Origin of the sequence: Marseilla massiliensis, assembly GCF_016899955.1 — a bacterium.
GTDB classification, from domain to species: domain Bacteria; phylum Bacteroidota; class Bacteroidia; order Bacteroidales; family Bacteroidaceae; genus Prevotella; species Prevotella intestinigallinarum.
Genome location: NZ_JACJJL010000003.1, coordinates 213352 through 237805, shown reverse-complemented (window position 1 = coordinate 237805; position 24454 = coordinate 213352). Strand labels below are relative to the sequence as shown.

Sequence of the window (24454 nt, the reverse complement as noted above, 5' to 3'; positions counted from 1 at the left end):
TAGCAAATGAAGACAACGACCGCCAAACATATCATAGCTGTGCTCACCCTCATGCTGGTGGCCACACTCACCGCTTCTGCACAGAGCTTCACCCTGACCGGAAGGGTCGTGGACGAAGAGCAAAACCCCATAGAACTTGCCACCGTGTCGTGCCTGGAGCAAGGCAAGGTCGCGATGACCAACCTAAAGGGCGAGTTCAGCATAACGCTGGCTTCGGCAGACAGCGTAGTCGTTAAGTTCTCGATGATTGGCTACAATGCGCGCAAGCGCCTGTTCCGCAACCCGCGCGGAAAGCAGAGGATAGAAATCGTTTTGCCATCGATGGCCGCCCTGGGCGAGATTGTCGTCACCGAGAAGCGAAGGCAGACGACAGGCACCGAACGCCTTGACATAAAAGACATGAAGGGCTTGGCCACCGCAAGCGGCAACGCCGTGGAGGCCCTGATTCAGCAACAGGCCGGTGTTTCGACCCACAACGAGCTGTCATCACAATACAACGTACGTGGAGGAAGCTTCGACGAGAACTCTGTATATATAAATAATGTGGAAGTTTACCGCCCGCTTCTCATAAGGAGCGGACAGCAGGAAGGGCTGAGCGTGATAAACCCCGACATGGTGGAATCGATTGGTTTCTCCACAGGAGGGTTCGAAGCAAAGTATGGCGACAAGATGTCGTCGGCATTGGACATAACGTACAAGCAACCGAAGAAGTTCGAGGCAAACATCTCAGTCTCGCTTCTCGGGGCAAGCGCCTATGTAGGCGTGGGCACCAAGAAGTTTTCGATGAGCCACGGAATACGCTACAAGACAAACCGTTACCTGCTTGGCTCGCTTGAGACCAACGGCGAATACAAGCCCAACTTCCTTGACTACCAGACCTATATCTGCTTCAGGCCAAACCAACGGTGGAGCATCGACTTCATAGGAAACATATCTGACAACCACTATAACTTTGTACCGACCGACCGCGAGACGTCGTTTGGCACGATGGAAGACGTGAAATCGTTCAGGGTCTACTTCGACGGTCAAGAGAAAGACGTGTTCAGGACACTCTTCGGGGCACTGACTATATCGCGCCAGTTTGGAGCCAACACCAAACTGTCACTGATTGCTTCGGCCTTCCGCACGAAGGAACAGGAGACCTACGACATACAAGGGCAATACTGGCTCGACGACACCGAAACGAGCGAAAACCTTGGTGTAGGCACCTACATGGAGCATGCACGCAACTACCTGACAGCCAACGTCGAGAGCTTCAAGCTCATGTTGAACCACAAAACAAAACGCCACACGATAGAAGGAGGCCTGACCTACAAGATAGAGCATGTCGAAGAGAACTCACGCGAATATGAAATGAGAGACTCAAGCGGCTATTCCATACCGCACACCGGCGACAGGCTCGACCTGATTTACACGCTCAACTCGCGCAACACGCTAAACAGCCACCGAATAGAGGGTTACATACAAGACACATACAAATTTACAAGCGGCGAGGAAAACTCAACGTTCTACACGCTCAACTACGGCATACGGTTCAGCAACTGGTCGTTCAACAGCGAAACAATTGTGTCGCCAAGGGCATCGCTGGCCATTATCCCCGCTTTCAACAACAACATGACATTCCGCCTTGCCACCGGCCTCTATTACCAAGCCCCGTTCTTCAAAGAGCTAAGAGACACGACAAAGGTCAACGGGGTGACCGTGGTCACGCTCAACAACAGGATAAAAAGCCAGCGCTCGCTGCATTTCGTGGCAGCATTCGACTATAGGTTCAAAATCAAGGAACGCCCGTATAAGTTTACGGCAGAGGCATATTACAAGGCACTGTCAAACATAATACCCTATAACGTGAACAACGTCAAGGTGACGTATTACGGCGAAAACATGGGCAGCGGATATGCGGCCGGGCTCGACCTGAAGCTTTACGGCGAGTTTGTGCCGGGCACAGACTCGTGGGTTACCTTCTCACTGATGAGCACAAAGCAAAAGATCAACGGCAAGCAGGTGCCAATGCCAACCGACCAAAGGTATGCTATAAACCTGCATTTCACTGATTACTTCCCCGGAACAGAGCGCTGGAAGATGACCCTCAGCCTGGCCTTCGCCGACGGATTGCCATTCGGAGCGCCGCACAAGGGCCTGGAGTACCAAAACTTCAGGGCACCGGCATACAAGCGCGTAGACGTTGGCCTGAGCTATCGCGCCTACGACAACGACGACAGAAAGAAGCACAGCATATTCAAAAACATCTGGCTCGGCGTCGATTGCCTTAACCTTTTCGGGATAAGCAACGTCAACTCTTACTATTGGGTGACTGACGTCACAAACCAGCAGTATGCCGTACCCAACTACCTAACAGGGCGTCAAATTAACGGAAGGGTAATATTTGAGTTCTGACAATGGCAGCATCATAATATCGTTAACACACAAGCATCAGTTTGCCCTGGCCTGCCGCCCACGCTGCCAGTACGGTGCCAAGCCGTCATGCAGCCTGTGCCACTGACCATGAGCCACAGCAAATGGCCGGACGACAGGCGACATGAAATCCCTGGCACCTTCGGGCAAAATCATTTACAAACCCCTCACGCCAAGCAACGCCCCTGACTCTGCATTGCAAAACGGGCGCCGTTGCAACGCGGAACGGCCCGTTTGGACCGCCCGCAAGGGCCGTTTTAGGCCACCAAACGACATTGGCCGCCAACGGGCTGTACGTCAGCGGATTGCGGAAAAATCCGGAAACGACAACAAAACCTTACACCCGACAAAGCTTTTCCGACCATCCGAACAGCTGCCCGCAATGCCACAAATGCCACGGCAAGGGCAAAGCCAATTGACATGTGGCCATTGCATTTGAGAGCACACGGCACCACAGCACACACAACACCCGAAAACAGCCACTTCCCTTAACAATCTTTTTAATTTATAATTTTACAATCTTGATTATATTAACTATCTTTGCAATGGTATAAAGAAAAGAAGACTAAACCCTAACAAAATTACAGCATAATGAAAATCTCACACATTGAACATTTAGGCATAGCCGTCCAAAGCATCGAGGAGTCTCTGCCTTACTTTGAAAATGTATTGGGTCTGAAATGCTACAACATCGAAGAAGTGGCAGATCAGAAAGTGAAGACCGCATTCTTGAAATGCGGCGAGGTGAAGCTTGAGCTGCTGGAGCCAACGTCACCCGACAGCACCATACAAAAATGGCTTGACAAAGGCAACCACGGAGTACACCACGTAGCATTCTGCATCGAAGACGGCGTGGCTAATGCGCTGGCTGAATGTGATGAAAAAGGCATACGCCTCATCGACAAAGAGCCGCGCAAGGGAGCGGAGAACCTTAACATTGCGTTCCTGCACCCGAAGTCAACAGTGGGAATCCTGACCGAACTTTGTGAACATTAAAACATAGAGAGCAATGAGCAAACAATTGGAGAAGATAAAGCAGCTTATCGAGAATCGCGAGAAAGCACGCATGGGTGGCGGCGAGAAAGCCATCGAGAAACAGCACGCCCGTGGCAAGTACACAGCCCGTGAACGCATTGATATGCTGCTGGACGAAGGCAGCTTCGAAGAGTACGACATGTTCAAGCTCCACCGTTGCACCAACTTTGGAATGGAGAAGAAGCAGTATCTGGGCGACGGTGTGGTTACAGGCTCGGGAACAATAGACGGAAGGCTCGTGTTTGTATTCGCACAAGACTTCACTGTCAATGGCGGTTCTCTGTCTGAAACCATGGCACAGAAGATATGCAAGATCATGGACATGGCCATGAAGATGGGCGCCCCCGTCATCGGAATCAACGACTCCGGTGGAGCGCGCATCCAGGAAGGCATCTGCGCATTGGCAGGTTACGCCGAGATATTCGAGCGCAACATCCTGGCTTCGGGTGTGATACCGCAGATCAGCGGAATCTTCGGGCCTTGCGCCGGCGGCGCAGTGTACTCGCCTGCCCTCACCGACTTCACGCTTATGATGGAGAACACGTCATACATGTTCCTTACTGGCCCGAAGGTTGTAAAGACCGTAACAGGCGAGGACATCGACCAGGAGCACCTCGGAGGAGCAAGCGTGCACTCGACAAAGAGCGGCGTGACCCACTTCACGGCTGCCACCGAGGAAGAGGCCATGCAGATGATACGCACACTGCTTAGCTACATACCGTCGAACAACATGGAGGTGGCACCACGCAAAAAGTGTGAAGACCCCATCGACCGACTGGAAGACTCGCTCAACGAAATCATCCCCGAGAACCCCAACGAGGCATACAACATGTACAAGGTTATCAGCGCAATTGTCGACGACGGCGAATTCTTCGAGGTACAGCCAAAGTTTGCCAAGAACATCATCGTGGGCTTTGCACGCTTCAACGGGCAAAGCGTGGGCATCGTTGCCAACCAGCCGTCATGCTATGCAGGCGTGCTCGACGTCAACGCCAGCCGCAAGGGTGCGCGCTTCGTGAGATTCTGCGACGCATTCAACATCCCAATCGTTTCGCTCGTCGACGTTCCCGGATTCCTGCCCGGCACCGGCCAGGAGTACAACGCCGTCATACTTCATGGTGCAAAGTTGCTCTATGCTTACGGCGAGGCTACCGTTCCAAAGATTACTGTCACCCTGCGCAAGAGCTATGGCGGCAGCCACATCGTGATGGGATGCAAGCAACTGCGCGCAGACATCAACTACGCTTGGCCGTCAGCAGAAATTGCCGTGATGGGCGCATCTGGCGCAGTAGCCGTACTGTGCGCCAAGGAGGCAAAGGACAAGAAAGCCGCCGGTGAAGACGTTCAGGCCTTCCTCGCAGAGAAAGAGGAGGAATACACCGAGATGTTTGCCAACCCATACCAGGCTGCCAAGTATGGCTACATCGACGACGTGATAGAGCCGCGCAACACCCGCTTCCGCATCTGCCGAGCCCTCGCACAGCTTTCAACCAAGCGCGAGAGCCTGCCTGCCAAGAAACATGGCAACATACCAATGTAAAAAAGCATAACGGGCCACAGGACTCGGTCGTGCACGAGGAAAAGACCTGTGCTGAAACAGACCGGATTCTGTGGCCAAAACATTGTAGATATGAAACAGGACAAAGAGGTTTTTGCTGCCATCTCTTTGGCGTTGCACGAGTTCATGGGCAACAACGTGCACGACCAAGAGTCTGGAAAAATAACGATTATTGAACATTTCACGGAATGGAACGGCCATGCTCTTACCATGACCGGCCAGCCAAAACCATAAGCCATAAGACATGAAAGAATACAAATATACTATCAACGGGAATAAATACGAGGTGAACATTGATGCCATAGAAGGCAACGTGGCTACTGTCATCGTCAACGGCGAAACGTACAAGGTGGAAATGGAGGAAGAAGCCAAGCCCGAAAAGCCCAAGGTAAAGGTCGCACCTGTGGCTGCACAAGCAACTGCAAGCCAGGAGGAGGCCGGCGGCGGCGCAGTTAAGGCAAATTACCAGAATGCCGTAAAAGCCCCATTGCCAGGCGTCATCACTGAGATTAAGGTCGCTGTGGGCGATGAAATCAAGGCAGGCGACACTGTTGTCGTGCTCGAAGCCATGAAGATGGCCAACAACCTTGACGCCGAGAAGGGCGGAAAAGTTAGCGCCATATTGGTGCAGCCCGGCCAAAGCGTCATGGAAGGCGACGTATTGGTAGCCATCGAATAAGTTGACTATCTTACCCAAACGAAAATCCCGATTGCAGGCATTGTCGTGCAATCGGGATTTTCCGTACAGGCCACCGGCAGCTAAAGCCTGTTACCTTCTTTTGGAAACACTATCGTGGGCTTATACGACTTCGCCTCCTCAAAATCCATCAGGGCGTATGATATTATTATGCAAACATCACCAACCTGGACTTTGCGCGCAGCTGCACCGTTGAGGCAAATAGCCCCCGAACCACGCTCTCCTTTAATAATATATGTCTCAAACCGCTCACCGTTATTGTTATCGACAATCTGGACCTTCTCTCCCGCTATCATGCCGGCAGCATCCATGAGGTCTTCATCAATGGTGATGCTCCCCATATAGTTGAGATTGGCCTCGGTAACTGTAACGCAATGCAACTTGGACTTAAGAACCTCTATCATCATCTCTATTTATATTTTATGTGATCGATAAGCCTTACAGGGCGCTTTCCGCAATAAACGGTAATGCAACCAACAACGTGAGGAGCGTCATCCCACGAACTTACGTCTTGGAGGGTGTCTCCGTTGACAATCGAAAAATACTCGACATCCAACCCGTCGACAGAATTTATGCCATCCACTACATATTTGTGGGTCTCATCCACCGTATGGCCCTTGGAATACTCTATGCTCTGTTTCAATTGCTTAAATATCTCCGGGGCAATCGAACGCTCATCTGCTGAAAGCAACGAATTGCGGCTTGAACGGGCCAAACCGTCGGCATCACGCACAATCGGACACTCAACAATCGCCACATCCAGGCCGAGGCTTTTCACCATCGCCTTGACAACAGCTATTTGCTGCCAGTCTTTCTCACCGAAATATGCCCTTTGGGGGCGCACGATATAAAACAAACGGCTTACCACCTGGCACACGCCATTGAAGTGACCGGGACGATGGGCACCTTCCATCACCGTCGTTATAGGCGGGAATTCAAAATGACGCGTATCGGGCTGGGGATACATTTCTTCAACCGAAGGGGCAAAAACAATATCGGCCCCGCATGACTCCAACAACTTGCAATCCGCATCCAAATCGCGGGGATAGCTCTGCAAATCGTTCTTGTCGTTAAACTGTGTAGGATTAACAAACACAGAGACAACTGTAACGTCATTCTCCGAAACACACCGTCTCACCAGCGAAGCATGACCTTCATGGAGAGCCCCCATTGTTGGAACAAGGCCAACGGTCTTGCCTAGCTTGCGAACTGCGAATAGTTCGTTTTGCAAATCCACATTCTTATGAAAAATTTTCATTTCTAACAACGTTTTAAACGCTATACTACAAATTCGCTGCAAAATAACAACTTTTTTGGCAAACTAAAAAAGAATACATGGAAAATATAGCCAAGAAAAGCCTTTTTTTCATAAAAGGCATTGCCTAATACTCAAATATCAAATAAATTTTGTATCTTTGCAGTTGATAAACAGATGAACAATGGCAAGAAAAATATTATTCATAAACCAGGAGATATCACCTTACGTACCTGACAGTGAGCTTTCGCTAATGGGAAGAGAGCTGCCACAGGCCATACAAGAGAAAGGCCATGAAATACGGACGTTCATGCCCAAATGGGGAAACATCAATGAGCGCCGGGGGCAGTTGCACGAGGTAATCCGCCTTTCGGGAATGAATCTTATTATCAATGACACAGATCATCCGCTGATAATTAAAGTCGCCTCCATACAATCGTCACGCATACAAGTCTACTTCATAGACAATGACGACTATTTCACAAAGCGTCAAATGGATGTCGATGAAACGGGGGAAGATTATCCTGACAATGGTGAAAGAGCCATATTCTTTGCTCGCGGGGTGCTCGAGACAGTGAAAAAACTGCGCTGGGTGCCAGAAATCATTCATTGCCAAGGATGGATGGGGGCTGTTGTGCCATTCTATGTAAAGACAGCTTACAAAGAAGAGCCGTCTTTTGCTAATGCCAAGATAGTCACTTCTCTCTTTTCGAAGGCACTGAAGAAGGATCTCGGACAGAACTTCAAGAAGTGCCTGGAGTTCAGGGATGCCAAAGCCAATTTGCTGGAAAAGTATGATGACAACTTTGGTTTTGAAGAACTGGGCAAGCTTGCCATCGACTATTCGGACGGCATAATACAGGCCAGCGAAACTGTTTATCCGGGTTTGGTCGACTATGCAAAAAGTTGCAATGTGCCCCTTCTTGACTACCCCGGCGAGCAGTTTGCCGACCAATATGAGGCATTCTACGAAAGAATCTGTCAGGATTAACAAGCCAAATACACAAAAACGATACAGCTATTAGGGTTAATATCATCTAGAAAGAAGACCAAGATGAAAGCAAAGTTCCTGTTTGGGATAGCCATGTCAACACTGGCTTTCCTGTCATGTGATGATACAACAGACACATTGGGCAACTCACTTACAAACGAAGCAGACCACTTTGAAATATTGACAGACACGTTTTTTGTCTCAACACGGTCTATTTTGGCAGACTCTGTGTTATCCAGAAACCAATACAGCTACCTTGGGCGCATTAAAGACCCGGAGACTGGGACGTATGTGACGAGCCACTATACCACCCAATTTGCCATTTTGGAGTCATTAGATGGTACCCCTTTCCTTCCGGAGAAAGACAGCATAATGAGCACGGAAGACGGTAATGTGATAGCCGACTCTTGCAGGTTGCAGATTTACTTTTACTCTTCCATCGGCGATTCTCTAAACTCCATGAAGTTGACAGCATTGGAAATGGAAAGGCCCGCAGAAGAGGGAACAATGTATTACTCTAATTTCGATCCAGAGGCAGCAGGCATGCTGAGAACCGACGCAAACGCGATCAGGAAGAACAAGATGTATACGACGCTTGACCTAAACCTCAGCGACAGCCTAAGAAACCTGATTACAGACAAAACGAACATGGAGTCTGTAACCATACCACTTAACGAAACGTATCGTGACAAATCGGGTAAAGCCTATAAGAATTACGGAACATACATCATGCAGAAGTATTATGAGGATCCTGAAAATTTCAGAAACTCTTATAACTTCATCCACAATGTTTGCCCGGGATTCTACATCAAGACAACCGACGGGCTCGGAGTGATGTCGGAAGTCTACCTCACAGAGCTTGTGTTCCACTACAAATACATGAGTGGCGACTCAATCTATCAAGGCAGCACGCTTCTCTCGGGTACAGAAGAGGTGATGCAAACCACCCACATAGACAATGACCGGCAACGCTTGAGAGAGCTTGCATCAGACAATACATGCACACACATCAAAGCTCCGGCAGGCATTTTCACTGAAGTGACGTTGCCTGTCGATGAGATAAAGTACAATCATGAGAACGACACCATAAGCGGGGCGCGCATAGTATTCAGTTGCATGAACCAGACATCAGACGACGCTTTTGGCGAACCTGAGTATGTACTGATGCTTCCCAAGGACAGTTTGTACAGTTTCTTTGAGAATAAGAACGTTCCGAACAACAGCACTTCGTATATCGGAACATACAACAGCAGCCAGAATACTTATACATTCAACAACATATCAAACCTGATAAGCAGGATGTATCAGGCAAAACAGAACAATGGAACCACTGAAAATTGGAACAAAGTTGTGCTGGTGCCTGTGTCAATAAGCACAACGAGTTCGTCTGGGAGCACCTCAGCCTCTATAACAAACGTGTCAAACGAGATGTCGTTGAAGAGCGCAAGGCTTGTTGGCGGTTCGGCTAATCCACATGACCCGATAACAATCAGCGTGATATACAACAGAACAACGAAATAGAAACATGGCAGACAACTTTCTTGAACGGCACAGAGAAGAGTACGAACTAAAGAAAGCGGCTTATCTCAGGAAAAAGAAGCATTTGCCAAAAATAAAGCATCATCTTCCGGAACGCCCGGAAGATGATGCTTTATGATTATCGATTATTTCACTATCTTATACCTTGCAAATTTTAAAAGCAACTGCTTGGTGCCAGAGTTTGTGAATTGTACGGTTGCCTTAAGATTCTCACCGCGTCCTTCCAACTGTATCACAGTGCCAATGCCAAAGCGTTGGTGCTCGATGACATTGCCAACGCTGATGCCGACATCTTCAGAAACCGTCGGAGCGGTCAGTTCGTCTATCTCTGCCTTTGTAACAGGTTTCAACCTCAACTTAGCCACTTTGAGCCTCTTCTCAAACTCTTCCGAAAATGGCGAAGGTGCATTTTCCTCACGCCGTGGAGGCACAGCACGAGGCTTCGGGTCTGCCTTAAACTGTGAAGCCACCGGGCGTGGATTCTGCATCCATTTCGGTTTAGAGCCATAACCACCATCTGCCTGTCCACCACCCCTGTAATACGCAGGAGAAGCAGGCGTTGAAATCTCATCTTTCTTCAGATATTCAGGGCTTATGTCCTGCAAGAATCGTGATGGAGTGCCATACTCTACCCTGCCATACCTGAACCTGTTCTGTGCACAAGTGAGGAAACAGCGTTTTTCGGCACGTGTCATGGCAACATATAGCAAGCGGCGTTCCTCCTCCAGCTCCCTAAGGCTTGAGCAACTCATTGGCGAAGGGAAGATATTCTCTTCCAACCCAACAATGAATACATTGGGAAATTCCAATCCCTTGGCACTGTGTATTGTCATAAGCGCAACGCGCTCCTTGTCGTCGCCATCACTGTCGCTGTCCAAATCGGTGAGCAAAGCAACCTCCTGCAAGAAGTCTGAAAGATAAACATGCTCCCCGTCACCTTCCTCCCTCCTGCTTTCCACAAAGTCTTGCAGGCCGGCAAGAAACTCATACACATTCTCTTGCCGTGCCAGATCTTCGGGTTCACGCTTCTCGTATATCTCCTTGCTGATGCCGCTCCCCTTTATTATATCCTGCCCAAGCTGATAAGCGTCGACCGACTGCATAACAGCCTGCCAAGCGCTTATCATCGAGCAGAAAGCCTCAAGCTTGGCATAGGTGCCTCGATTGGCCTCCAGCCCAAACACAAGCGGTTGCGACGCAACGGTCCACAGGCTCAAAGCATGCTTGTTGGCTGTTGTGGCAATCTTAGACAGAGTAGTGTCGCCAATGCCACGTGAAGGGTAATTAATTATACGCCTGAAAGCCTCTTCGTCGTTCGGGTTGGCCACAAGCCTAAAATATGCAATGATGTCCTTAATCTCCTTGCGCTGATAGAAACTCAAGCCACCGAATACCCTGTAAGGCACATTACTCTTGCGAAACTCTTCCTCAATGCTCCGGCTTTGCGAATTAGTACGGTACAAAATGGCAAAATCGCCGAATCCACATTTTTCTCTGCTCTTTATCCGCTTGATTTCCTTGCAAACAATGGCCGCCTCCTCACGGTCACTGTAAGCCTGCTTGAACACCACCTTCTCACCTCTCTCGTTGTCACTGAACACATTCTTGGGAATCTGCCTTGCATTGTGCCTGATCAGGCTGTTGGCAGCCTGGACAATCATCTGAGTGGAACGATAGTTCTGCTCAAGTTTGAAAAGCTTAGCGTTATCGTAAGCCTTAGTGAAGTTGAGAATATTGTCAATGTTGGCCCCCCTGAACCCATAAATGCTCTGCGCATCGTCGCCAACGGCACATATACGCTGATGGTCACGCGTGAGTTGCATTACTATGGCTTGCTGTGCATAGTTGGTGTCTTGATACTCATCTACAAGCACATACCTGAAACGATCCACATACTTCTGCCTCACATCCTCATGCCGGGCAAACAGCAAATACGTATTAAGCAGCAGGTCGTCAAAATCCATGGCATTGGCTTGGCGGCAACGCTCAGCATAGCGCATGTACACGTCTTTCACGGCAGGTACCTTACGCTCTACATCCTCCCGCACGTGTATGCTGGAAGAGTAATCATGCGCAGTAAGGAGATTGTTTTTGGCCAGGCTTATCCGGTCGGCTACCGAAGAGCTGTTATATTGCTTCTCGTCAAGCCCCATCTCCTTGATTATCGTCTTTATTAACGACCTCGAGTCGCCTTGGTCATAAATCGTGAAATTATGGTCATAACCAATATGCGACACTTCAGTACGCAATATCCTTGAGAATATCGAGTGAAACGTGCCCATGCTGAGCAACCGCGCCTTGTCATGGCCAACAAGATTGCTGATTCGTTCTTTCATCTCTGTTGCAGCCTTGTTTGTAAAAGTCAGAGCCAAAATGTTCCAAGGCCGATATCCTGATTGCAACAGATATGCTATCTTATATGTCAGAACACGAGTCTTGCCCGAACCGGCGCCGGCTATCACAAGCTCGGCACCATCACAATACACGGCAGCTTCGCGCTGGCTGTCATTTAGTTGTCCTAATATATCTTCGTTCATTTGCGCAAAGTTACTCTAATTCGGGCACATTACAAAATTTTATGTTCACTTTAAGCATAAAGAGGCAACCACATAGCCAAACAGTTTGGCAGTGTCGACAAAAAACATGAAAAAAGACCCGACTATTCTGCATAGCAGACAACTGGCCTGCCTAAAGGAAAATAGCATAGCACTCAACAAAAAACGACAAATGAACAACAAAACACATCGGCCGAGATGGTTTACTCAGCACCACAGAGGCATTTTACAAAACGAGAAGAGGTGTTTCGCATCAGAAACACTACGAGATTGCCATCACAACACTCAGCATAAAAGCCTTAAAAGGTGCCCATATCAATGAATTATCATTAGATATTGTGTTTCATCACAGATGTGCTAAATGGCAATAATCATCAGCTAGCACTAAGAATTTCTCTTGCGGAGAGAAGAGCAATGCAACAAATCCACGCAGAATAAACATGTATGACATTGATGAAACCAAAACATGATACCCCAATAATTTATACTTAACATATTGTAACTCAGAATCACACACAAGAGATAAAATGATCTCACATTAATGGACAATTAAAGCCTATGCGGCATAATGACCAATATGTGTCACTATATTTTAAATATGATTGTTTGGTTTTTAATGATTGATTTTATCAAAACAATCAACAAATGTTTTGCCATTTATAAAATATTGCCTATCTTTGTAACTGATAATCAGCAAGAAATGTACTCATCAATTTATTCTAAACTGCGAGTGTTGGCATGTATGCTCTTCTCTCCGCAAGAGACAGTAACTTTATCGATTGTCATTGAAAATGACACATGAGTCTTATTGGATGGAAAATGCCAATAAGTTGTCTCACAGCCATGCTGCGCAATCATGCCCACTGCGAACCCACTGAAAATTTGCGATAGGAATGAAGCGCCGACATTAGGCGGATGAATTTATATGAATACCCTTTAAATATATATTTGCATACCTTTTATAATCCAAATTTCTATTATAAACAACAGTGGCGTTCGCAGTGATGCGCGCGCCATTTTGATTATAATCGCAATATCAAAGCATACAGACAATGCAAAGGCAAACATGCCATCCTGCCACGGCAATTAGACAATCAACCAGTCTTTGATAAGTGCTACGATGACGCTACAAAACCAATTACCGACTACCAAATGTCGGTAATATCCATTGGCAATTGAGAAAATTGCCCACAAACTAACAAACGGCATTGAGAAAGGCAGGCTGAACGCAACAAGACGATTCAATGGCAATGCACCATACCCAACATGATAATATCAAAATTTTTCACCATTCGGGTTCGAAGACATAACTATCGGTGTGCCAAATAATTATGGCAGCAGGCCCACTGGGTTTCAAGAACTATCGTTCCGGCCCATCAAACGAGCTGTTTCGTTGGCTCAAAACGCCCAAATCGAAGGCTAAAACAGTCCTGAACCAACCCAACAATAGACATTGTAACATATTCTTACCATACAATTCATGCGCAATAACAACAATGGCACACCCACATTTTACGAAACAGCAGAGCTCAGCCATAGAACAATAAAGTCTTGTCGACGCAAAGACAGACAGTAGGCTTCACCGAAAGCGCATCTGGCAACAAAGAGACTAAATGCAAAGCAAGAAGTCCCGATAAGGCAGTGAGAGATTCATGAGCATAACGCAACTGTCGAAACAAATGCTTTGCAAGATAATGAGCGATTTTGCCCCGATTGTTACCCCTTGCTGATTATATGATAATAAAAATACATAAACATGGAAATAGACTATTCATCCTGCTACGGCAAATCAGCTCTTGCATTCTATGGTCACATGAAGAAAACAAAAGGCTGGCCTCAGAAACAATAGCACAGGATTATAGAAAAGCAAAAAGGGAATCTCTCTTGAGACTCCCTTTTTATGCTAATTGTTAACCGTTCCCCCGACGATGTCCAGCAATTCGTTTGTAATTGCTTGCTGTCTGCTCTTGTTATATTGCAGATTGAGTTCGCGAAGCAACTCGTCAGCATTGTCTGTCGCCGTCTGCATGGCCACCATTCGTGCTGCATGCTCACTGGCATTGCTGTCTAACAAAGCTGTATAAAGCATCAGATGAGCCAGCTTCGGAATCAATTCTGTCAATATGGTATCCATGTCCGGCTCTACGATGAAGTTATCATTGAGCGGTTTGGCTTGCTCTGAAACAGAACTTCCTGAAGCATTGCCTTTCTTGCGCAAATACTCCTGTGCCTTTTTTGTCACTACATTAGATGACAAATCGCGCTCATGATCACGGTTCAACTCTGTAGACAGGTCTATCGGAAGATATGTCTTGCGGGTAAGTATTTGTGAACCGGCACTCTTGAAATGGTGATAAATCAATTCCACCTTGTCAATATCGCCGTCAACAAACCTCTTTCCGAGTTCTTGTGACAATTTGATGCAGTCTTTCACGTTGGGCTTGTCGGCAAGCAGCGAATAGTCGCCCTCAGTCTTCAGGCCAAGCTTGACACTCTTTTCCGCTACCTTACGCCCTATGGGATAGACCACTATATTGTCCAAACCTAAATGCCTATACTCGTCAACAACCTGCTGCATCAGCTTGATTACATTGGCATTGAAGCCACCACACAGGCTGCTGTTCGACGAGTATACCACAAGAGCCACCCGCTTGACTTTACGCTCCACGGTAAACACACTGTTGGCATCAGCCTCTGAGGCAAGGAATGTCTTGAGTATATGCTCCAACAGAGTCTCGTAGGGTAGCATGTTCTCAATCATCACCTGCGCATGATGCAACTTAGACGAAGCAACCATCTTCATGGCACTTGTTATCTTGCGCGTGCTGTTGACTGAAGCAATCCGGGTCTTAATCTCTTTCAGTGAAGGCATAGGCTACTGATTTTTATACTGTCCTGCAATGTCTGCCATGACAGACTCGATGACTGCGGTCATGCTGTCGTCGATCTTTCCGCTACCCAATGTTTCAATGACCTCGGGGTGGGTTGAGCGCAACTTGTCAAGGAAAGCATCCTGGCACTCACGCACTTTCTCTACCGGAACATCGTGCATCAGTCCGTGTGTACCGCAATACAGTATTGCCACCTGCTCACCTACAGGCATCGGGCTGTACTGGGGCTGAATGAGCAACTGGTTGTTCTTGCGCCCACGGTCAAGGGTCATAGCCGTAACGGCGTCCATGTCGCTTGAGAACTTAGAGAAACTCTCGAGCTCACGGTACTGGGCCTGGTCAATCTTCAACGTACCGGCCACTTTCTTCATACTCTTGATTTGTGCGGAACCACCTACACGAGACACTGATATACCAACGTTGATGGCGGGACGGAAGCCTTGGTTGAACAAGTCGGTCTCAAGGTAAATCTGTCCGTCTGTGATGGATATCACATTCGTCGGTATGTAAGCAGACACGTCACCGGCCTGTGTCTCGATGATTGGAAGGGCAGTAAGCGAACCTCCACCACGCACATGGCCCTTCATGCACTCAGGCAGGTCGTTCATCTGCTCGGCAACTTCTTGCTGGTCGTTGATTCGCGCGGCACGCTCCAGCAGACGGCTGTGCAGATAGAACACGTCGCCGGGATATGCCTCGCGCCCTGACGGACGGCGCAGAATCAATGAAACCTCACGATATGCCACAGCCTGCTTTGACAGGTCGTCGTATACTACCAATGCCGAATAGCCTCTGTCGCGGAAATATTCACCGATGGCAGCACCTGCAAAAGGTGCGTAATACTGCATGGCAGCCGGATCGGCTGCCGTGGCAGAAACCACTATGGTGTATGGAAGAGCACCATGCTCCTTAAGATTCTGTACGAGAGCGGCAACAGTCGATGCCTTCTGGCCTATGGCCACATAAATGCAATAAACTGGTTTTCCAGCCTCGTAAAAGCTCTTCTGGTTGATGATTGTATCAACAGCGATGGCTGTCTTGCCGGTCTGGCGGTCGCCAATGATAAGCTCGCGCTGCCCACGGCCGATAGGAATCATCGAGTCGACAGCCTTCAAACCTGTCTGAAGCGGCTCTTTCACCGGCTGACGGTATATCACTCCTGGGGCTTTTCTGTCCAATGGCATCTCAAAAGCACCGGTAAGGTCGATGCTGCCCTTGCCGTCTATGGCCTCACCCAGCGGGTTGATGACACGGCCGAGCATATTGTCGTTAACGCGTATCGACGCTATTCGCTTTGTACGCTTAACAATCATGCCTTCCTTAATCCCCGAAGTGGTACCCAAAAGCACACAACCAACGTTGTCTTCCTCCAGGTTCATCACAATGCCCATGGTGCCATTCTCGAATTCCAGCAGCTCACTGGCTTCAGCATTACGGAGACCGTAGATTCTGGCTACGCCATCGCTGACCTGAAGCACAGAACCGACCTCATCAAACTGCTCGCCGCCACTGATGCCCTCCAGCTGTTCGAGGAGCACTTGGGACACTTCACTTGGTTTTATTTTATCTGACATAATCATTTTACACTTAACGCATTGCAAGGAACAAGCCAACCCTTATCACGCAGTAGTGAAGACATGACACGGCAGACATTTGCCCCCGCCTTGCAAAATAATCACATTTTAAGCTGTGACAGTATAGACTTCAGCTTCGTCTTAACGCTTGCATCCATACGGAAGGTATCGTACTCAAGCACAAAGCCCCCGATGATATCTGGATTCACCTCTGTCTCAAACTCCACAGTTCCATTAGTCTTATCCTCCACCATCTGCTGCAGGCGACGCTCCGTAACGGGCGACACCGCAGCCGCAGTGGTAAGCTTACCACGGATGATGTTCTTCTGTTTCCTATATAGAGTGATATACGAATTAGCCATGAATTGAATGACGCTCTCGCGGTCCTCCTTCAAGACAAGGCGGAAAAATGCCTTTGTCAGCTCACATGGGGCACCGCCGACAGCTGCAACAAGAAGCGACTCCTTATTGGCTTTAGAGATCATCGGATTGTCTATAGTAAACCTCAACCGTGGCACCTCAATGTAACTCTTTGCCAAGAGCTGCATCTCAAGGTATACCTTGTCTTCGATTTTTGCGTCGCAGCTCCCTTTAAGCAGGGCACGCGCATACCTTACCGATATTACTCCTATATCCATAACTTATTGTTTTTTATCAGAAGAAGAAACTTCATCCAGCAATCTGTCAATCAAATCCATTTGCTTGCCGCTGTCGCCGAGCTCCTTGCGGAGTATTTTCTCGGCCACTTTGACAGACAGCTCGGCCACCTGGGCACGTATGTCGCTTATTGCAGCCTGCTTCTGAGCCTCGATTTCTGCCTTGGCTTCAGCTATAAGCCGGTTGCTTTCTTCGCGAGCTTTGTCTTGTGCCTTTTCCACAATGGCATCGCGGGTGGTAGCAGCCTCCTTCAATATCAGGGCCTGCTTCTCCCTTGCTTCCTGCAGAATGGATTCACTTTCGATTTTGATATTGGCCAGCCGCTCGTTGGCTTCGTGAGCTTTCCGCAGGCTATCGTCGATATAGTCCTTACGGTCGTTCACCATCTTCACTATGACCGGGAACCCGAATCTCCACAGGATGCCCAGCACAATCAGGAAGACAACAGCCATCCAGAACAACAAACCAAAATCAGGTGTTATCAATGACATAAGCTGTTCTGATTTCTATTGCTTAAAAACAATCTCCGTATTGGCTATACAAACAGAGCAAGCAGAGCTATGATGACAGCAAAGAAAGCCACACCCTCGACAAGGGCAGCAGCGATAATCATTGACGAACGCAGATCGCCCATCTTCTCCGGCTGGCGCGCCATGGCATCCATGGCCTGTCCGCCAATCTTACCAATACCAATGCCTGCACCGATTGCAGCCAAACCTCCGCCAACGGCGGCACCTAATTTTGCTACAGCATCTGCTGCCAATAATAATGAAATCATAATCTTAAATTTTAATGTTGTTTTATTATTCTGTTTAAATTACTATCTTATTCCTTAACGGCATGGCCGTGGACGTGGGCCAATGAGAAGAACACGGCACTGAGCATGGTGAACACCAAGGCCTGGATGAAACACACCAACACCTCCAGCAGCATCATGAACACGCTCATGAGCACACTCACAACTGTCATTGAAGCTCCTGCCACAGCATTGATGCCAAACATGATGAAGATGATGCATGACAACGACAATGCTATTGCGTGACCCGCCATCATGTTTGCAAAGAGTCGAATCATCAGCGCCAACGGCTTTGTGAATATGCTGAAAAACTCAATGAAAGGCATGAGCGGCACAGGAACCTTTAGCCACGTGGGCACTTCCGGCCAGAAGATGTCTTTCCAATAAGCCTTTGTACCGGTAACATTTGTAATGATGAACGTACACAAAGCCAAAAAGAAGGTACACGTAATGTTGCCCGTCAGGTTGCCACCACCCGGTGGGAACGGAACGACTCCCATAATATTGGCTATGAATATGAAGAAGAAGCAAGTCAGCAGATACGGCGCGTACTTGTCGGCCTCCTTGCCCAAGGACGCCTTGATTACTTCGTCATATATATACATTATAAACATTGTCATCAGACCGGTAAAACCTTTGGGCGCGGGATCCTCCGGACGATGCCTCTTGCACCACCTGGCCGGGATGAGCACGCACAGCAGGAGCAAAATGGCATCGATGAACAACACCGCCACAGTCTTTGTGATTGAGATGTCGAAAGGCCTGACTTCAGCTCCGTCCACCTTCTCACAAATCTTGTTTGCATTGGCTTCGCTCCCCGAAATGTATAGCCCATAGGGGCCCGGACGGTTGCCTGCGGCATCGGCCTCCTCGGAAAACTCACCACTGGAAAACACATGCCACCCGGTGGAACTCTTCACTATGACAGGCAGATGCAAAACAACCGGATGCCCATTTACCGTGGTTATGTGCCATTCATACGAATCCTGGATATGCCCGAACAGAATGCCTTGCAAATCAATGCTTCCGTTTTCGTCTGTGCCATGCCCTACCGCATTTGCCGATATGCAGGCAAACATGAAAGCAACGACGCAAAGCAAATGTCTGAAATACCTCATAAACTCAAATCTTTTGATTTAATTTTCTTTCCAGACGGGCGAAAAACACCCCGTCAAAAATCAACATCACTACGTAGAATGCAGCGAAAACTATGATGAAGTTGATAATGGACTCCCTGTCACGGCTTACGACACAGAACACCACGGCGACCATCAACGCCAGCAACATGCGTAAGGCAGATGCCACCAAGTAGAACTTGCTAAGCGTAGCCGGAGACGTTCCAGCCACCGACCTCCAGCCAAACCCATAGGCAACGCTTGAGGCCAAGGCATAGAGAACGCTGATAGCCAACGGGTTGACAAACTGGTTTGCATTGCAGATGTTGATTGCCAACAAAGCTATCAATGTCGCCCCAGCTATTACCCACAAACAGAACTTGTTGTATTTACGGCCTATTTGTTCTATCAACTTCCTGTCCATATAACCTGTGTCAATTGATTTCCACACAAAGACTCACCTCGTTTTTCTGCACCTCAACGAAACCTCCCTTAATGGTAAGCTGCACTTTGCCGTCGGCAGTGGCATATTCCACAACCCCGGGCTGCAGTGATGAAATTATAGGTGCATGGTCATTGAGTATCTCGAAGCTACCCATTGTTCCAGGGACAAGCACGCTTGTAACCTCGCCACTATATTCAATCCGCTCGGGAGAAACAATCTTAAGTTTCAAACTCATGTCACCTCCACTACGTTAATTTCCTTTTGCAGCTTCCATGAGCCGCTTTCCTTTGGCTATGGCATCATCTATTGTGCCGACATTGAGGAAAGCCTGCTCCGGCAGGTCGTCGACCTCGCCATCGAGTATGGCATTAAAGCCCTTTATGGTATCTTCGATCGAAACCATGACACCGGGAAGGCCAGTGAACTGTTCGGCAACGGCAAACGGTTGCGACAGGAATCGCTGAACCCTACGCGCACGGTTAACGGTCTGCTTGTCTTCGTCGGAGAGCTCGTCCATGCCAAGGATTGCAATGATATCCTGCAACTCCTTATACCTCTGGAGAATCTCCTTCACGCGCTGGGCGCATTCATAATGCTCCTTGCCGACAATGAGCGGGTCGAGTATTCGCGATGTACTTCCCAGCGGGTCGACGGCCGGATAAATGCCAAGCTCGGCAATCTTGCGGCTCAACTCCGTTGTTGCGTCAAGGTGAGTGAACGTTGTTGCCGGAGCCGGGTCGGTAAGGTCGTCGGCCGGGACGTATACAGCCTGCACCGAAGTGATAGACCCCTTCTTTGTCGACGTGATTCGTTCCTGCATGGCACCCATCTCACTTGCAAGTGTAGGCTGGTATCCCACGGCCGAAGGCATACGGCCCAGCAATGCCGAAACCTCAGATCCTGCCTGTGTGAAACGGAAGATATTGTCGATGAAGAACATTATGTCTGCAGCCTCGCCGTCCTTGCCTCCGTGGTCACGGAACTCCTCGGCAACGGTCAATCCCGACAGCGCAACCGACGAACGTGCTCCGGGCGGCTCATTCATCTGCCCGTAAACAAGGGTAGCCTGCGACTTCTTCAGTTCTTCAGGGTCGACAAGTGACAAATCCCACTTGCCCTCCTCCATGGCTTTCCTGAACTTGTCGCCATAGCGGATAACACCCGACTCAATCATATCGCGGATAAGGTCATTGCCCTCACGCGTACGCTCGCCCACACCGGCAAACACAGAATAGCCGCTATGGCCCTTGGCAATGTTGTTGATAAGCTCCATGATGAGCACCGTCTTGCCCACGCCGGCACCTCCGAACAAGCCAATCTTGCCACCCTTCATGTAGGGTTCGAGCAGGTCGATCACCTTTATGCCCGTGGCAAGCATCTCCTTGTGCGTCGACAAATCCTCGAACTTAGGCGGCTCACGGTGGATGGGATAAGACCCTTCCATGCTCAACGGAGCCATGCCGTCGATGGGCTGGCCGATTACGTTCATCATACGCCCCTTGATCTGTTCGCCGGCCGGCATCCTGATAGGCGCCCCTGTGGGAACGGCTTCAAGCCCTCTCTGCAAGCCATCAGTGTTGTCCATAGCCACACATCTAACGGTGTCCTCACCGATATGCTGCTGAACCTCAACGACCAGAGTGCGTTTGTCTGGCCTGGTGATGGTCAATGCCTCATGAATCTTCGGCAACACCTTTTCAGCATCCTGGCCGTTGGTATCGAAATAGACATCGATAACCGGCCCGATTACCTGCGAGATGCGCCCTATAATTTGTGCCATAATCGTTTATTATTTTAAGTTTCTCCGTTTAATTATATACTGCAAAGGTAACAAATTTGTCAGAAACCGAATCCTGTTTTGGCGTTTTCTTCCTTAATATATCTAAAATACAGAAATATATAACATTTCTTAGGCTCTTTAGATACTAAGTTCGTCAAGCACTTTTATCAGTTTCATGTCGAGCGGTTTGTCGGTTCTGATGGCGTCGCTGAACGGTACGTAAACCACTTCGTTGTTGCGCACACCAATCATCACGTTCCGCTGCCCCTGCATTATGGCCTCGATGGCTCCCACACCCGTACGGCTTGCCAATATCCTGTCGTGCGCCGAAGGTCTTCCTCCGCGCTGCAAGTGCCCGAGGATTGACACACGCACATCGTAGTTGGGGAACTCGTTGCGCACACGCTCGGCGTAATACAAGGCTCCACACTTCGGGCTTTCCGACACAATCACAATGCAGCTCTTCTTCGATTTCCTTATGCCACGCTCCATGAAACGCGCCAACTGGTCGACGTCTGTTGAGTCTTCTGGTATTATGGCTGCCTCGGCACCCGAAGCAATTGCACTGTTCTGGGCGAGGAAACCGGCGTCGCGCCCCATTACCTCGACAAAGAAAATGCGCTCGTGGCTCTGCGCCGTGTCGCGTATGCGGTCGACACACTCCACGATTGTGTTCATTGTCGTGTCATATCCTATGGTTGAATCTGTGCCGTAGAGGTCGTTGTCTATCGTTCCCGGCAGGCCGATGCAGCAGAAATCAAACTCCGATGCAAAGTCGCGGGCTCCGGTCAGAGACCCGTTGCCGCCTATGACAACAAGGGCGTCTATCTCTTCCTTCACCAGCGTCTCGTAAGCCTTCTGGCGCCCTTCGGGCGTCATGAACTCCTTGCTGCGCGCGGTCTTCAGTATCGTACCGCCCTGCATGATGATTCCGCTCACGTTTTCAGTCGTGAAAGGCTTCACTTCGTCGTTGATCAGTCCGTCGAATCCGCGGTAGATTCCCTTGATGTTGAAGCCGTTGCAGATGCCGGCACGCGTCACGGCACGTATAGCCGCATTCATTCCCGGGGCATCACCGCCAGAGGTGAGCACACCAATTGTCTTTATTTTACCCATAATCTTTATACCTTAAATTTTCGTTATAATCTCTCAATATATCAAGTAATATTCCAACCACAACACGGCAAGGCCGAGCAGCCACCCCACAAACACGCTCCCTGTGCAGTTTTTCAAGTACCACCCCACGCGCATTCGCTCCATCTTCATCAGCGCCAGGCCGCTGGGGTTTGTGAAGCAGAGCAGGCAGCCCCCCACGGCGGTAGAGAATGCCAGCACCTTCCAGAAAGCTCCGTTCTGCACGAAATTGGCCATGTAGTCGGCGTCGACCCACATGTTCAACTGCCAAGTCTCGACTATAGGATACATCGACAGCCCTGTCATCATCACGGTGAAAGCGTCAAATATTCCGCTGAGCAAGCCGGCAAATGCCCCAAGAGCCCAAATGTTGTGTATGTTGTAGTCTATCCATTCCGACGCCATGCCCAGTATGCCGGTCTCCTGCACAGCTCCCATGGCCAGCATCACGCCCATGACAAACAGCATGAGCTGTATGCTGCCATACTGCAATGTGCGCGGCACCTTGCGCAGAATCATTTGGTCGGCGTTCATGAGCTTGTGGTTGAATATCTCGTTCACCACCCAAAGCACCGACAAAACGCACAGCGCCCCGAGGAAAGGACTGAGCTTGGTTATGTTGTGGAAGGTCGGGATGAACCACAGCCCGCCTATCCCGACAATCAGCATCACGATGCGCTGCCAACGGTTCAGGTTGGTGTCGTCGCCCCTATACGGGGCTGCAGGCCACTCTGCATCGAGCCTCTCGGGCAGGCTCCTGCCCAGCATGAGCGTGGGCACCACCCACGCCACTACGGCCGGCAGAGCAAGGAACGCCGAGAAATTGGTGGCCGTCACGGCGCCGTTGTCCCACAGGATTATGCCCGCCGGGTCGCCGATGACGGTGAAGCACCCTCCGGCGTTGGCCGCCAGCACAATTGCGCAACCTATCACCATGCGCTGCCTCCGGCTCTGGACGATGTTGTGCATTATCGTAAGCATCATGGTCGTGGTGGTCAGGTTGTCGAGGTTGGCAGAGATGATGAATGTGGCCAGCGTTATGCTCCACAGCAACCGCTTGCTGTTCCGGGTGCGTATCCACTCGCTCACGAAGTCAAAGCAGCCGTTGTTGTTCAATATTTCAATGATTGACATCGTTGCGAGCAGGAAAAGCACTATCGCAGCTGCCTTGCCCACATACTTAAGGAAGATGTTGTCGCAGATGAAATGCTTCACAGCCTTGCTCGAAGGGCTTTCGCCTGCGAGGAACTCCATGTACTCGTGAGGATGCTGGCTCATGACAAAGTCGGTGCCATAGCAAATGTATAGCACCCACCCCACCGTTCCTACAAACACGGCAATGGCAGCTTTGTTCACTTTTGTCAAGTGAGACGTGGCTATCAGCAGACAGCCCAGAAGCAATAACAGTACAATTACCAATGTCATGAAGTTCTAATATAAACGCTACAAAGGTAGCAATCTTTATCCAAATTCTTGAATCGAGATAAAGAAAAATTGACAGGTTTAACGTGTTTTTAACCTCATAGACACACAAATGTTCCTCCGGGAAGCGCAAACAGATGCCGACGGAGGCAGCATACCGGGCCCGAGGCGAGTGCAAGCAATCGTTGCCACACGCTGCCAACGGAGCACAGGCCGATGGGCCTGAAAGGCACTGCGCGCCTACCGACTGCGGGCCGGCTGCACAAGGCCGCCACGGGAGCATGCCGCCACAAAAACAGGGCTGTTGCGCCAAACAGGCCGTTTCACACTGCCATACGGCACATTTTGCAACGCAATACGGGCTGTTTTGCATCGTAAAACGACCCGTTTCACAAACAAACGCCAACGCCGTTGTAACACACTGTCATCCAAACTATTATTGCGTGTTATATAAACTAAAAGAACAAATGGTAAAAAACGTCATTTGGCACACGGCCAATACGTCAATGGCCCGGTCATGCCCAATGCTGCCCTACGCCACCTCAATGCCTAACGGAGCAAGCGCCACACAAGCCAAAAGCACGTAAAAAACCAA

The 24454-nt window shown here is 49.3% G+C and carries 22 protein-coding genes; 8 read left to right on the top strand and 14 right to left on the bottom strand.

The features are described 5' to 3' along the window. Positions 1-51 precede the first annotated feature (51 nt). From H6B30_RS03140 to H6B30_RS03120, 5 genes are all read left to right on the top strand, one after another. A complete protein-coding gene (locus tag H6B30_RS03140; RefSeq protein WP_439116953.1) occupies positions 52-2397 on the top strand; it encodes a TonB-dependent receptor in 2346 nt (781 codons plus the stop codon). 609 nt (positions 2398-3006) lie between these two features. Next, a complete protein-coding gene (gene mce / locus H6B30_RS03135) occupies positions 3007-3411 on the top strand; it encodes a methylmalonyl-CoA epimerase (protein WP_205107817.1) in 405 nt (134 codons plus the stop codon). Between the two features lie 13 nt (positions 3412-3424). Continuing rightward, complete coding sequence (locus H6B30_RS03130) at positions 3425-4990, top strand: acyl-CoA carboxylase subunit beta (RefSeq protein ID WP_205107815.1); 1566 nt, start codon at positions 3425-3427, stop codon at positions 4988-4990. Positions 4991-5080: 90 nt separating this feature from the next. After that, on the top strand, positions 5081-5242 hold the full coding sequence (locus H6B30_RS03125; protein ID WP_205107814.1) for a hypothetical protein: 162 nt from the start codon (positions 5081-5083) through the stop codon (positions 5240-5242). Positions 5243-5252: 10 nt separating this feature from the next. Then, positions 5253-5687, top strand: a complete 435-nt coding sequence (locus tag H6B30_RS03120; RefSeq protein ID WP_205107812.1) for a biotin/lipoyl-containing protein — start codon at positions 5253-5255, stop codon at positions 5685-5687. Between the two features lie 80 nt (positions 5688-5767). On the opposite strand, the gene panD is transcribed toward H6B30_RS03120, so the two are convergent. Then, complete coding sequence (gene panD, locus H6B30_RS03115; protein ID WP_205107810.1) at positions 5768-6112, bottom strand: aspartate 1-decarboxylase; 345 nt, start codon at positions 6110-6112, stop codon at positions 5768-5770. Between the two features lie 2 nt (positions 6113-6114). Beyond that, positions 6115-6963: a pantoate--beta-alanine ligase gene (gene panC / locus H6B30_RS03110; RefSeq protein WP_205107808.1), complete on the bottom strand. Its 849-nt coding sequence runs from the start codon at positions 6961-6963 to the stop codon at positions 6115-6117. Positions 6964-7144: 181 nt separating this feature from the next. On the opposite strand from panC, the gene H6B30_RS03105 reads away from it, so the two are divergent. The 3 genes from H6B30_RS03105 (at position 7145) to H6B30_RS03095 (ending at position 9608) form a co-directional block, all read left to right on the top strand. Beyond that, positions 7145-7951: a glycogen/starch synthase gene (locus H6B30_RS03105; RefSeq protein ID WP_205107806.1), complete on the top strand. Its 807-nt coding sequence runs from the start codon at positions 7145-7147 to the stop codon at positions 7949-7951. 63 nt (positions 7952-8014) lie between these two features. Next, a complete protein-coding gene (locus tag H6B30_RS03100) occupies positions 8015-9472 on the top strand; it encodes a DUF4270 domain-containing protein (RefSeq protein WP_205107804.1) in 1458 nt (485 codons plus the stop codon). 4 nt (positions 9473-9476) lie between these two features. Then, on the top strand, positions 9477-9608 hold the full coding sequence (locus tag H6B30_RS03095) for a dehydrogenase (RefSeq protein ID WP_205107801.1): 132 nt from the start codon (positions 9477-9479) through the stop codon (positions 9606-9608). Positions 9609-9615: 7 nt separating this feature from the next. Here the strand turns inward: H6B30_RS03095 and H6B30_RS03090 are convergent, their stop codons facing one another. The 12 genes from H6B30_RS03090 to H6B30_RS03035 form a co-directional block, all read right to left on the bottom strand. Continuing rightward, positions 9616-12027, bottom strand: coding sequence for an ATP-dependent helicase (locus H6B30_RS03090; protein ID WP_205107799.1), 2412 nt, complete (start codon positions 12025-12027; stop codon positions 9616-9618). 1921 nt (positions 12028-13948) lie between these two features. After that, a complete protein-coding gene (locus H6B30_RS03085; RefSeq protein ID WP_205107797.1) occupies positions 13949-14917 on the bottom strand; it encodes a F0F1 ATP synthase subunit gamma in 969 nt (322 codons plus the stop codon). Between the two features lie 3 nt (positions 14918-14920). Beyond that, on the bottom strand, positions 14921-16510 hold the full coding sequence (gene atpA / locus H6B30_RS03080) for a F0F1 ATP synthase subunit alpha (RefSeq protein WP_205107795.1): 1590 nt from the start codon (positions 16508-16510) through the stop codon (positions 14921-14923). Positions 16511-16611: 101 nt separating this feature from the next. After that, positions 16612-17148 (bottom strand): F0F1 ATP synthase subunit delta, encoded by a 537-nt coding sequence (locus H6B30_RS03075; RefSeq protein WP_205107793.1) that lies wholly within the window; start codon positions 17146-17148, stop codon positions 16612-16614. 3 nt (positions 17149-17151) lie between these two features. Beyond that, entirely contained in the window at positions 17152-17658 is a 507-nt protein-coding gene (atpF, locus tag H6B30_RS03070; protein WP_205107791.1) for a F0F1 ATP synthase subunit B, read from the bottom strand. 44 nt (positions 17659-17702) lie between these two features. After that, positions 17703-17945, bottom strand: coding sequence for an ATP synthase F0 subunit C (atpE, locus tag H6B30_RS03065; protein WP_205107789.1), 243 nt, complete (start codon positions 17943-17945; stop codon positions 17703-17705). 47 nt (positions 17946-17992) lie between these two features. Further along, the gene (gene atpB, locus H6B30_RS03060; protein ID WP_205107787.1) at positions 17993-19081 is read right to left on the bottom strand and encodes a F0F1 ATP synthase subunit A; all 1089 of its coding nucleotides are present in this window, start codon (positions 19079-19081) and stop codon (positions 17993-17995) included. A 4-nt stretch (positions 19082-19085) separates the two neighbouring features. Continuing rightward, the gene (locus tag H6B30_RS03055; protein WP_205107785.1) at positions 19086-19502 is read right to left on the bottom strand and encodes a hypothetical protein; all 417 of its coding nucleotides are present in this window, start codon (positions 19500-19502) and stop codon (positions 19086-19088) included. Between the two features lie 10 nt (positions 19503-19512). Further along, positions 19513-19758 carry an ATP synthase F1 subunit epsilon gene (atpC, locus tag H6B30_RS03050; protein WP_205107783.1) on the bottom strand — a complete coding sequence of 82 codons (246 nt, stop codon included), beginning with the start codon at positions 19756-19758 and terminating at the stop codon, positions 19513-19515. A gap of 15 nt (positions 19759-19773) precedes the next feature. Next, positions 19774-21303: a F0F1 ATP synthase subunit beta gene (gene atpD, locus H6B30_RS03045; RefSeq protein WP_205107781.1), complete on the bottom strand. Its 1530-nt coding sequence runs from the start codon at positions 21301-21303 to the stop codon at positions 19774-19776. A gap of 138 nt (positions 21304-21441) precedes the next feature. Then, positions 21442-22419 carry a 6-phosphofructokinase gene (pfkA, locus tag H6B30_RS03040; protein WP_205107779.1) on the bottom strand — a complete coding sequence of 326 codons (978 nt, stop codon included), beginning with the start codon at positions 22417-22419 and terminating at the stop codon, positions 21442-21444. Positions 22420-22452: 33 nt separating this feature from the next. After that, positions 22453-23862 carry an SLC13 family permease gene (locus H6B30_RS03035; RefSeq protein ID WP_205107777.1) on the bottom strand — a complete coding sequence of 470 codons (1410 nt, stop codon included), beginning with the start codon at positions 23860-23862 and terminating at the stop codon, positions 22453-22455. Positions 23863-24454: the final 592 nt, after the last annotated feature.